Raw genomic sequence first — 12,512 nt, forward strand, 5'->3', positions numbered from 1 at the left:
TTATTTACTTCCTATTTGAAATTCGTAGGTTACTTCATCTACGAACTTACCAGCTTTATATGTTCTTTCTTTAAATAAGACTTGGTTATTTTGATCAATTGTTAGTACAGTGGAACAACGTGTCCCATAATCAGGTAAATTGATAAATAATGGGGAAAGCTTTTTTTCTAAATCAAGTCCGATACCAGTATCAGGCAGAGATTCTTCTCGTGCTTGTTCTGAATTAGCTAAGATAGTAAATAATTCATTCGGATCCACGATATTGTTGTTTGATAAATATTCTTGCATATTCCTTTTCCCTATTTCTACTTTGGGCCAAGGTGTATTAAGGAAATGGTTGCTTAATCCATGCACACCAGGTTCAATTACTGTTTTTCTATCTTCTATATTGTTGTAATACATCAATTCATCAGGTTGGCCAATTAATACATTAAAACCAACATAATCTTCTTTTTGACTGCTTAACTTCTCTAAATAAGTAGCAGTTGATTCCTGTCCTTTTAAAAAGTTCGTTACAATTTCTCCTCGCGAAATTTTGCTCGGGCGCATGTGATCAGGATGGCGGTAATTAGTAAGAGCACTAAAACGTCCTTCTCGTGTAATTCCGAGCCATGTCCCCATCTGTTCTAAATCTCGACCAGCTAAAATATTTGGTTCGTCTTCCCAATAACTAGCTTTAGCAGTTGGTCGATTATATGCCTCATCACGGTTAGCGGCTAATACGAATTTATAGTGAGGATGATTTTGATATTGAAATAAGATTAAACACATATGCTTGATCCTCCAAAAAAGTTATATATTCATTATAATCGTTATGTTTAGGAGAGGAAAAGAATAAGTATGCATGATATTCGTCATGTTTAATTGAATAAACAATTAATTCGTGTCTAGAAGTATTTTTTGCTATAATTGTAACCTACCTATTTGATACGGAAAAAAATGGGTATTATTTTACCGTTTTAAATTAAACATAAAAACTCATTATGGTGGTATCAATAATAGAAGAGATAAAAGAGAAAGTAGGTTACAATATGGTTCATCATCATGAGATGCAACCAAGTGAACCCATACGTAAAGGCCCGTTGTTAATTGTATTATTAACGGGTGCTTTTGTAGCAATCCTGAACCAGACGTTATTAGTTACAGCATTACCAGTAATTAAAGCTGATTTAGGAATTGGCGATACAACGGTTCAATGGTTACAATCGATATTTTTATTAGTAAATGGAATTATGATCCCAATTACTGCCTTCCTAATAGCTCGATTTACAACAAGGGAATTATTTCTATATGCAATGGGGTCATTTACATTAGGTACATTAATCTGTGCAATTGCACCTGAGTTTTATACACTACTTTTTGGACGGGTTCTTCAAGCGGCTGGTGCTGGCGTAATGATGCCACTAATGCAAACAATTATGTTTCTCATTTTTCCAATTGAAAAAAGAGGAACTGCTATGGGACTCTTCGGATTAATTATTTCCTTTGCACCTGCAATAGGTCCAACTTTATCAGGTTATTTAGTGGAGCATTATCCTTGGAGAAGTTTATTTTATGTTGTCTTTCCGATAGCAGTAATTGATATTATACTAGCTTATGTTGTATTAAAGAATGTCACGAAACAAACATTTCCAAAAGTGGACATCTTATCAATTATCTTATCTACTGTAGGATTCGGTGGATTGTTATATGGATTTAGTGTGGCTGGAGCAAAAGGATGGTCCAGTGCCGAAGTCATCCTTACGATGTTAATTGGTGCATTAACATTACTATGGTTTATTTTAAGACAGTTAAAATTAAAACAACCTATATTAGAATTTCGGATTTTTAAAGACAAAATTTTCACGTTAACAACCGCTCTAGGGATGACAGTATTTCTAGCGATGATAGGTGGAGCAGTTATTCTACCACTACTTATGCAAGATATGTTAGGATTTTCACCAGTAGAATCTGGATTGGCATTATTACCAGGGGCTATAATGATGGGACTGATGAACCCAATTACAGGTCGTTTATTTGATAAGTTTGGTGCCAAATGGTTGTCATTGATTGGATTAATACTGGTAACAGTAACAACTTTTATGTTAACTGTATTAACGCCAAATACAACTTTTATGTATATTGCAACCGTACATGCTTTTCGAATGATCGGTGTTGCCATGGTTATGATGCCTGTTACAACTGCAGGCTTAAATCAGCTTTCTAGGGAAATGCTCCCTCATGGTACGGCTATGAATAATACGTTACGGCAAATTGCTGGTGCAATTGGAACAGCATTACTTGTAACCATTATGACATCTACTGCTCAACCTGAAAGAGGACTGGATGGAATTATTCATGGAGTAAATATGGCCTTTGCAGTCGCTGGTATTACGGCAGCGATAGGGTTAGTGATTACTTTCTTTATTAAATATAATCAACCAAACAAAAGGAAAATGAATACGTAAAAGCGGAGCACTGAAATGGCTATTTCAGTGCTTTTTCTATTTGGTTTGGAATAGTTTACATACCGTCTATCATAGGTTAAGTTATAGATATATATAATCTAAAAGGAGAATGCCGATGAGGATATTAGTTGTTGGTGCGAGTGGGACAATTGGGAAAGAAATATGTAACGTGTTAGCACATCACGACCTGATTCGTGCAGGGAGAAATGGATTAGATGTTTCTGTTGACCATACATCCGTACAGAGTATTAAAGATATGTACAGTAAAGTAGGAAAAGTAGATGCCGTCATTAGCGCAGCAGGTGGAGCAAATTTTGCTTCCATATCGGAACTTACTCCTGAGATAAATGAACGGGGAATTGAAAGTAAATTAAAAGGTCAAATTAATCTAGTATTGCTTGGTTTAGATTATGTAAATGATGGTGGTAGCTTTACGTTAACTACTGGTGTCATGATGGATGATCCAATTCGTTTTGGTGCCTCTGCAGCAATGGCAAATGGAGGAGTAAGATCCTTTGTAAAAGCAAGTGCCATTGAAATGCCTAGAGGAATTCGCATAAACAGTGTTAGTCCCAACATTGTCCAAGAATCATGGGACAGATTAGAGCAATACTTTATTGGATTTACACCTGTTCCAGCAAGCCGTGTAGCCCTTGCTTATCGTAAAAGCGTAGAAGGAGCACAAACCGGCCAAAATTACGAAGTGTATTAATCGTGGTAGATACCGAAGTAGAGAATTCTTTGCTTCGGTTTTATTTTTGGGTTTGGGCGGAGTTGAGGGAAGTGGGGTGGGGAATCAGTTGATTGGTGTATTAGCCCGAATTGTGGTCTAATCATCCAAACAGCGGTTTAATCAGCCAAAAAATGGTTTAATCGCCCAAACAGCGGTTTAATCAGCCAAAAAATGGTCAAATCGCCCAAACTACAGTGTAATCAGCCAAAAAACGGTCTAATCGCCCAAACTACAGTCTAATCAGCCAAAAAACAGTCTAATCGCCCAAACTTCGCCTCTAATCACCCAAAAAACTGATCTAATCGTCCAAACTACAGTCTAATCACCCAAAAAACGGTCTAATCGCCCAAACTAAAGTCTAATCAGCCAAAAAATGGTCTAATCGTCCAGACTGCGGTTTAATCAGCCAAAAAATGGTCTAATCGGCCAGACTTCAGTGTAATCACCCGAAAAACCGATCTAATCGCCCAAACTTCAGTGTAATCACCCGAAAAACAGTCTAATCGCCCAAACTACAGTCTAATCACCCGAAAAACGATCTAATCGCCCAAACTTCAGTCTAATCATCCGAAAAACAGTCTAATCGCCCAAACTTCGCCTCTAATCACCCGAAAAATCGATCTAATCGCCCAAACTACAGTGTAATCACCCGAAAAACGATCTAATCGCCCAAACTATAGTCTAATCACCCAATCCCTCATCCCACCCCACAAAAAAACATCCCAACTATGATAAACTAAAATTAAAAAAGGTGGAGATAAAATGAATGTTTTTGAAGCGATTCAAAATCGTCGTGAGATTACGAAATTTGAAGACCGAAAAATACAAGAAAATATTCTTGAGCAAGTCGTAGATGCAGGTCTATTTGCTCCAACAGGAAATAATCTACCATCGAAGAATTTGATTGTCGTGCAAAATCGAGACATGTTAGATCAATTAGCAGAAACTACTCCGTATATGAAATGGTTAAAAGAAGCGACTGCAGGAATCGTTGTTACAGGAAAGCCTAATGTGAGTAAATATTGGTTACAAGATGCATCATTTGCTTGTGCGTTTATATGGCTGGAAGCTGTTGAAGTAGGGTTAGGTTCCGCTTTTGGTGCGGTGTATCATTCCGAAGACCAGAAGGAAACGGAGAAGAGGGAAGGGTATGTAAGGGATTTATTGAATATTCCTGATGAACAGCGAATTGTTGCGGTATTAGGGCTTGGATACCCATCAATGACACCAGATCCGAAGAAACATGTACCGAGAGAAGAAGTTGTATTTTATGAAAAATTTGGCGAAAGCTCGAAATAGGTGAAACGAATGCTAAAGGCTATCATTTTTGATTTAGATGATACATTATTAAATGATAAAAAAAGTATTAACAAAGCTTTTGAAGCAACCTGTCAATTAGCAACAGAAAAATACGGGACTAATCCAAAACAGCTTGAGGAGCATGTTCGCTACTATGCTCGTGAGTTATATAAATCGTATTCCACTTATGAATTTACCCAGAAAATTGGTATCAATCCATTCGAAGGGTTATGGGGAACATTTGAAGATGAAGGGGAAGAATTTAAAGGACTACATAAAATTATCTCAGAATATCAACATGCAGCATGGAGAAAGGGATTAGAAGAATTAGATGTTATAGATGAACAATTTGCAAATGAATTAGCGGAAGCTTTTCCAACATATCGAAAACAATTTCCGTTTGTATACAAAGATACCTTTGCCATTTTAGAGAAGTTAAAGAATAAGTTTCAATTAGTCATGTTAACGAATGGAGCTCCTTCCCTTCAAAACACAAAACTAAATCTAATCCCAAAGTTAAAAACCTATTTTCACACCATCGTTATTTCTGGAGAATTCGGCGTTGGAAAACCCGATCCATCTATTTTTCAACATGTGTTAAGACTTACGAACTTAACTAAAGATGAAGCAATCATGGTTGGAGATAATTTACACACGGACATTTTAGGTTCTAATCGTATTGGAATGAAAAATGTGTGGATTAACCATCATAGTAAACCAACACAAGACATACTACCAACCTATGAAATTACTCATCTAATGGAATTACTTCCTATTCTAAAAGAAAAGGAAAACTAGCATCCAATTGAAAAGGATGCTAGTTTTTTATTACCCAAACTTTTTCAATCCTCTAAATACGGCCCAACCTATTACAATAATAAGCCCGCTAATAATAAATAGATCCAACGGCAATTCTTTTACACTTCCCAGTTTCCGAACGACTCCATGCCAAAATGGTTCTGGAATATGCTCGAGACGGTTTTCTTCATAATGAATATGATGGACAGAATATCCACCTAACACGGGTTCTAATCCATGCTCGGAATCATCTAACCAAACTTCTACCACATCGTTCACGACAATATCCATTCTTTTTCCACCAACATACTCCGCACTATTCCAACTCGGGATATAATGATAAACAATTTCTACAACGGAGTTTAGTTCAGACTGAGATTTAATAATTTCATCCAATTGAATCTTCATTTTTCGTAATTGTTCTGGATGCTTATCATCGGTCGTAACATCTTCTATTAATTCATCTGAAATTATTTTTCCACGAATATGGTATGGTGCTTCTTCGTGGCGTTCTTGTATGATAGCTGGATCGATGGCTGCAAATATAGTTAGTGGGCTTAAAATGCTAATGATTACTAAAACTAATACAATGATACTGCCACTAAATAAAGATTTATTCATACCGAACTTCCTTCTTTACAAGTCTATTGTTTTCACATCATGGATATCGTTTAAAGCTAGGAGTTCAATTAAAACTTTTCCCTCTATATGTTTGTCGACGGTTAACATCATAATTGCTTCACCGCCAATGTCAGCACGATCTACTTGCATCGTTGCTATATTTACATCGTGCTTGGCTAGAATACTTCCCATTCGTCCTATTACGCCAGGTTGGTCCGTATGCTGTATGACAATGATATGTCCTTTCGGTGTGACATCGACTCGGTAATGGTCGACTTTAACAATCCGGGGACCGAGGCCATCTAGCAGTGTCCCAGCAACGCTTTTCACTCCTGATTTCGTGCTTGTTTGTACAGAGATTAAATTAGAGAATCCTTGTTTTGTATAGGATTTGTTCTCTTGAATTCGAATTCCTCTCTTATCTGCGAGAAGGAGTGCGTTTACTTCATTGACATGGGTGCCAAGATGTCTTTTTAATATCCCTTTTGTAATTCTTCGAGTAAGAGGAGATAATTCATGTTCAATGACATCACCATGATAGGAAATCACAATTTCTTCGATAACATCATCTGTTAAGTAAATCAAAAATTCCCCGAGTTTCTCTGCAAGGTAAAAAAATGGTTCTACTTTGCGAAGGATTTCATTATTTAGGGAAGGCATGTTCACTGGGTTTCTGACCGACTCTCCATTAATGAAATGAAGAATGTCATGACTAACATCAATAGCCACATTTTCTTGCGCCTCCACCGTACTTGCTCCTATATGCGGAGTTAGAATAACTTCAGGTAAATCTAATAATCTATGATGGTAAAATGGTTCTTCCTCCATAACATCTAACGCAGCTCCAGCAACTTTCTTTGATAGAATAGCTTCATATAATGCATCTTCATCAATGATTCCACCGCGTGCACAATTAATTAACTGTACGCCAGTTTTCATTTTTTCAAAAGCGTCATGATTGAGAAGATGTTTTGTTTCCTTAACTAGAGGAGTGTGAACGGTAATAAAATCAGCTTTACGAAGTACATCATCCAGATTTCCGTATTCGATGCCCATTTTTTCTGCCTGCTCTTTTGTAAGAAAAGGATCATAAGCAACGACATGCATTCGCTGACCCTTAGCTCGATAAGCTACTTCAGCACCAATTCGTCCAAGCCCAATAATTCCTAGTGTTTTATTTTTGATTTCTACTCCAACATATTTTTTGCGATCCCATTGTTTTTCTTTCAATGCCAAATAAGCTTGTGGGATTTTTCGAGATAATGCCATCAGCATAGCCATCGTATGTTCTGCAGCAGAGTTCGTATTGGCGTTCGGTGCATTTACGACAATTATGCCTTTCTCTGTTGCAGCCTCAACATCAATATTATCCACACCAACTCCTGCTCGACCGATTATTTTTAGATTTGGAGCGCATTCTATCACTTCACGGGTTACTTGGGTTTGGCTCCGAACAATAAGCGCATCAAAATCAATAATGTTCTGCTTTAATTCCTCCGTATTCCAATTGGTCTGTATAACAATATGCACTTCTTTTGATTGCCTAAGGGGACTAATTCCTTCCTCACTAATCGGATCTGTAATTAACACTTTAAAGGTCATTGTTTATCCCTCCTTTATGTACAATTCTTGTGCAGCGCGTACACCATCACCTAATGGAATGTTTTTGCCAATTCTTTGGATTCCAATCTCGATACAACTAATGGTTTGTAACACATCTTGCGGAGTACAGTATCCCAAATGACCGATCCGAAATATTTTCCCTTTTAAGTGGTTCTGCCCACCTGCTAGTATAAGTCCAAATTCTTCTTTTACTATGTTGCGAAACTGATCTGGATTGAAATCTCTAGGTTGTATCGCTGTTACAGTAGGAGAAGCATCGGTATCATTGGTTAGCAGTGGTATTCCTAGCGCTTTAAATGCTGCTCTTGTCATTTTTTTCATCATTTGATGTCGGTTATAAACATTTTCTAGACCTTCTAATTTTAGTAAGTTTAAGGACTGTTCTAATCCGAATAGTAAGGATAGTGCTGGTGTGAATGGTGTGGAATCTTCGATGAGGTTAGTTCGGTATCTTCTTAAGTCTAAGTAAAAGCGGGAATGATGGTTCTTTTCAATACGATTCCAGGCTTTTTGGCTGACAGCGATGAAGGTGAGTCCAGGCGGTAGCATAAGTGCCTTTTGGGATCCTGTAACACAGATATCAATTCCCCAATCATCCATCATCATTGGCGTGGCACCGATAGCAGACACACCATCAACAATGATTAATGCGTCAGAAACTTCTCTTACAACAGATGCTAGCTCTCGCACGGGATTTAATACACCAGTCGATGTTTCACAATACGTTGCAAAAACGGCTTTTATTGAAGGATGCTTTTTCAAGTAACTTTTGATTTCTTCTGGGAGGAAAGCCTTCCCCCAATCATACTCATAACGATGGACATTCATGTTGTAGCTCTCACAGATTTTTGCAAAGCGCTCACCGAATGAACCCGTTACGATGACAAGCACTTCATCTCCAGGACTTATTGTATTGACAACTGCGGCTTCCAATCCCGCAGTTCCACTACCAGCCACAATCATCACATCTTCTTTTGTACCAAATATATGTCGTAGACTAGGTTTAATTCGTTTTAGTAATGCTTTTGTAGTATGGTCTCGATGGCCAATCATTGGCTTCATCATCGCTTGTTGTACACTTGGTGGAATTGGAGTTGGACCTGGGATACGTAATAATTGATATTCATCCTTCATGATAGGACTCCTTTCTTATATAGCAAAAAAACATCAGGTATCACCTAATGCTTTCGTCTTAATCTTCTTTGTTTTCTTGTATTTTCTGTTTCTACTGGTGTATTATCAAGTTGTTCTTTTGGTTGTTTATTAAAGGCTAAACGATTAAATAGATAATACAAGCCTTCTTCTAATATAATTAATAAAACTATTCCAAAAATAATCCAATATAACATTGGAGCTTCCTCCTGTATAATAATATGTAAGAATTCGATTATCTTTCATTTTACCAAAGTTCTTACAATAATATTAGACTTTTTTTAAAATTATGTGGGGCAAATCCCTAAATAGAAAGGTGGGTGTGTATGACACAGTTAAGTCCAGAAGAAAAAAGGGAGATTGTACGTGAGGAATTACATCAGCTAGTTAAAGCTCGATATATATCATTAAATGTTGCTGCAAAGATAGTAAATGCTCATACGAAGTATTACAAAAATCTCCCTAACGTTACTCAAATTAAACAAAGTATAGAAAAAACAACGAAACCAGCTGTAGAACCACAAGTTAAAATCACTCCTCAGAATCCTACAGAAAAAGAGATAGAAAAAACAAGCAGTATTCAACAACCTACAATACCAGTCACCAAACAGAAGAAAAAGTTAACAGATAAACAAATAAGAGACAGAAATATTACGTGGGGATTAAGCCTCGGTGTAATTTTATTACTTTTGGGTGGATTAGTGTACGCTACAAGTACATGGGATACTCTTGGAAATTGGTCCAAAACGGGCTTGATTGCTACTGTTTCATTCTTATTTTTTGGATTAGCATGGTTTACTGGTCGGGTGTTACATATTCAAAAAACAGCTTTTTCCTTCTTAATATTAGCTAGTCTATTTTTACCTATTGTCATAGTTTCAGCAGGCTATTTTGGACTATTTGGAAATTATTTATCCTTTTCGGGAGAAGGAAAGTATTTATTTGGTGCGATTGGTACAGGTATTTTATTACCAATCTATGTTTATTTTGCCATGAAACTTGGCTCGCGTTTATACGTTTGGTTTTCTTATCTTTCACTTAGTGTATTAATTGGGTTACTTATTGCAACATTATATCTTCCAGTAGATGGGTTTTATTTAGGTGTTATGTTGTACAATGCCTCTTTAATCTTTGCTTATCGTTTGCTAAGAGGAAATAAGAAATTACAGCAATTTATAAAAGAGTTTATACCATTTATCCAAGCGAATCTTATTTTATCAACCTTATTAATGCTTGTATTTTATGAAAGTGAATTAATGTATAGTTTTAACTTACTATTAACTGCTTTAATCTATTTCTCAATGATCTTTGTCTCTAGGCATAAGTCTTACCATTTTGTATTTACTGCAATGTTAATTTATGGTGCACATCAATTCGTAGAGAACTCAATTTTAGTAGGAGTAAGCGAGATAGCATATGCTGTTTTAGGGATTGTTTTCCTAATTATTCCGTTGTTAGTAAAGAACGCGAAACACATGCAAAAAGTGTTTCAAATTACGAGTGCAATCGTTTCTTCTTTAGCCTTTTTGTATATTAGTTTTGAAGGGTTAATGATACGAGTAGGGGAAGGTTCGATTGTATTAGTCATCGCTTATGTTATTATTGCAATGAATTTTAGTTACCTTGTATCTGTCGTGAAAAATAAACTTTTCACTTATTTAAGTCCTTTCTTTCTAATCAGTGCCTTGTACCAATTAGCACTCTTAGGAAAAGAATGGTTTCATGTTGAATCAACAATTCTACCTTTTTATATACTAGTCATCTTTTTCTATATTACTGGCGGCTGTCTCGTTGCCCATTCGTTTTGGAAGCCTATAAAGAATAGTACTCGTGATATAAGTGGAATTGCATTATTACTTACATTATTAATGAGTACAATCGATACATCTTTATTCCAACAGGGAATTATGCTTATTCTTTTATCTGGAATAGCAATAGTCATGGATCGTTATGAAACTAGGGATAGTTTTAAACAATTTGCTCCATGGATACATGCATTATCGTTAGGAACAGCGGTAGCAGTCATAGCTAGATTTATAGAACTCCAGTCACCGTCACTTTATATGGAACCTATTTATGCTGAACATATTGTACTTGGAAGTATTGTTGTTTTAGGGATTAGTTTTATTTGGAGAATGGCAGGTCAAGAAAGATTCTCAAATAGTAGTTTTTATATTGCGCAAGCTTTCTATGCGTTTGGAATTCTACTTAGCTTAGGGTTTGTAGCAGATGCATTAATTAGAACAATAATTACTGTCGGAGGAATCGGTATGGCTTATTTCATGTACAAGAGAACGAAATGGCCTGCCATACCATACGTCGTTAGTAGTATGTCACTAATTGCATACTCGAGCATACTAGTATTAATCCATGAGGGGACTGTCCTCCATTTATTCAAACTCTATGAATTTATCATTGGTGCGATACTTCTTCTAGTTATAGGGATTTTACTTAGGAAAAAAGACAGCAAGCTATCAAAAGCCTTTTATTGGATTGGGCAACTATATATTCCTTTTGCTTTACTACTAAGCTTGCTTTCAAATGGAGAAGATGCACTCTGGACATTTTTAATTACTACCATTATTTATATGTTAACGGTGAAACTAGTAACAATTGAATGGAAAATAAAAACATTCTTCTATAGTGGAATTACTGTGTTGTGGATATTCTTTCAACTATTGTTTGCAAAATTAAGTTGGAACAATGAGTTTTCTTACACATATTTAATTGTAAGTATACTGTTATTGTTGGGTTGGTTTGTTACGACAGACGTATGGAAAAAACGAATAGCTTATTACTTTGTACCATTCTCCATCCTAGGCTTATGGAGTTTTACAATGAATTACCCATTTGACTTAATGTTATTTAGTGTAACACTCGCGTATGGCATACTGGTTCTATTTATGCTACATCGTAGTAAATGGGATGTATTTTCTATTATTCCATTAATCTTGCTATATACAGGTGTAGGGAATATAAATGTTACTATATTTGCCGATGGTCCATATCTATATGCTTTATTTGGGGTAGTTGTAGTCCTTGCCGGTCAATTTCTTTATCGAACATTCTATGAATCTAAATCTAAGTACGTACAGATTGACTGGTACTCTTTTATAGGCTTGATTGTTTTCCTTAATTTATATCAATATAGCTTTGGAAGTTTATTTGCTAAAATTCTTCCAGGTATTTTAATAGTTACGACGTTAATTATGAATAGAAGTCGTATAAATGGTGTTCCTTCTAAATGGATTACTTTTACAGCCCTTGTATTTCTTTTACAACCATATTATTCGTTGCTAGGTCATTTTGAACTACCACCTTTATTCGAGCGAGAGTTCTATGTCTTGCCTTGGGTTGTTTTAGTTATAGGATTACGGAGTTTTGTGATGATAGAAAAACGTGAGATGGCAAGCTATATTCAATGGGCAGTACTTGTCATTGTTGCTCTTATCTTAGTTCAAGATGGATTAGCAAGTAACACGATTTATGATGCATTAATAATCGGTGTATTGTCCTTAGCATCTTTAATCGCTGGGATGGCATTCCAAATGAAATCTTTCTTCTTCGTCGGTACAGGAGTGTTATTATTTAATGTCTTTATGCAAACAAGGCCATATTGGGGGAAACTTCCTTGGTGGGGTTACCTCGTTATCGCAGGATCTATTTTAATAGCTATTGCAAGTTACAATGAATGGCAAAAACAAAAAAGTTCAGAAGGAAAAGACACCATTGTATCGAAGTTTAAAAAGAATGTTGTCAATCGAATGAAAGAATGGGATTAAGAAGTGATATTTCCAAGTTGTTTTTTTAGTTCAACTCATTAAAAATTAAAGATAAAG

10 protein-coding genes are annotated in these 12,512 nt (G+C 36.0%); 5 read left to right on the forward strand and 5 right to left on the reverse strand.

The genetic code is table 11. The features are described 5' to 3' along the window. Positions 1 to 771 carry an NRDE family protein gene (locus IEV35_RS15230; protein WP_188385529.1) on the reverse strand — a complete coding sequence of 257 codons (771 nt, stop codon included), beginning with the start codon at positions 769 to 771 and terminating at the stop codon, positions 1 to 3. Between the two features lie 260 nt (positions 772 to 1,031). Here IEV35_RS15230 and IEV35_RS15235 point away from each other — a divergent pair, with 260 nt between their 5' ends. The 4 genes from IEV35_RS15235 (at position 1,032) to IEV35_RS15250 (ending at position 5,277) form a co-directional block, all read left to right on the forward strand. Continuing rightward, complete coding sequence (locus tag IEV35_RS15235) at positions 1,032 to 2,447, forward strand: DHA2 family efflux MFS transporter permease subunit (RefSeq protein ID WP_188385530.1); 1,416 nt, start codon at positions 1,032 to 1,034, stop codon at positions 2,445 to 2,447. A gap of 115 nt (positions 2,448 to 2,562) precedes the next feature. Then, positions 2,563 to 3,159 (forward strand): short chain dehydrogenase, encoded by a 597-nt coding sequence (locus tag IEV35_RS15240; RefSeq protein ID WP_188385531.1) that lies wholly within the window; start codon positions 2,563 to 2,565, stop codon positions 3,157 to 3,159. A gap of 783 nt (positions 3,160 to 3,942) precedes the next feature. Beyond that, on the forward strand, positions 3,943 to 4,479 hold the full coding sequence (locus IEV35_RS15245; protein WP_188385532.1) for a nitroreductase family protein: 537 nt from the start codon (positions 3,943 to 3,945) through the stop codon (positions 4,477 to 4,479). Between the two features lie 9 nt (positions 4,480 to 4,488). After that, positions 4,489 to 5,277, forward strand: coding sequence for an HAD family hydrolase (locus tag IEV35_RS15250; protein ID WP_188385533.1), 789 nt, complete (start codon positions 4,489 to 4,491; stop codon positions 5,275 to 5,277). Positions 5,278 to 5,307: 30 nt separating this feature from the next. Here the strand turns inward: IEV35_RS15250 and IEV35_RS15255 are convergent, their stop codons facing one another. Genes IEV35_RS15255 through IEV35_RS15270 form a run of 4 tightly spaced genes read right to left on the reverse strand, consistent with a single transcriptional unit; the run spans position 5,308 to position 8,870 of the window. Beyond that, positions 5,308 to 5,898: a hypothetical protein gene (locus tag IEV35_RS15255; protein WP_188385534.1), complete on the reverse strand. Its 591-nt coding sequence runs from the start codon at positions 5,896 to 5,898 to the stop codon at positions 5,308 to 5,310. A 15-nt stretch (positions 5,899 to 5,913) separates the two neighbouring features. After that, complete coding sequence (gene serA / locus IEV35_RS15260; protein ID WP_188385535.1) at positions 5,914 to 7,500, reverse strand: phosphoglycerate dehydrogenase; 1,587 nt, start codon at positions 7,498 to 7,500, stop codon at positions 5,914 to 5,916. 3 nt (positions 7,501 to 7,503) lie between these two features. Beyond that, complete coding sequence (locus tag IEV35_RS15265; RefSeq protein ID WP_188385536.1) at positions 7,504 to 8,655, reverse strand: pyridoxal-phosphate-dependent aminotransferase family protein; 1,152 nt, start codon at positions 8,653 to 8,655, stop codon at positions 7,504 to 7,506. A 44-nt stretch (positions 8,656 to 8,699) separates the two neighbouring features. Further along, positions 8,700 to 8,870, reverse strand: a complete 171-nt coding sequence (locus IEV35_RS15270; protein ID WP_188385537.1) for a hypothetical protein — start codon at positions 8,868 to 8,870, stop codon at positions 8,700 to 8,702. 129 nt (positions 8,871 to 8,999) lie between these two features. On the opposite strand from IEV35_RS15270, the gene IEV35_RS15275 reads away from it, so the two are divergent. Continuing rightward, positions 9,000 to 12,455 (forward strand): hypothetical protein, encoded by a 3,456-nt coding sequence (locus IEV35_RS15275; protein ID WP_188385538.1) that lies wholly within the window; start codon positions 9,000 to 9,002, stop codon positions 12,453 to 12,455. Positions 12,456 to 12,512: the final 57 nt, after the last annotated feature.

This window comes from Ornithinibacillus halotolerans (genome assembly GCF_014637405.1).
GTDB lineage: Bacteria > Bacillota > Bacilli > Bacillales > Amphibacillaceae > Ornithinibacillus > Ornithinibacillus halotolerans.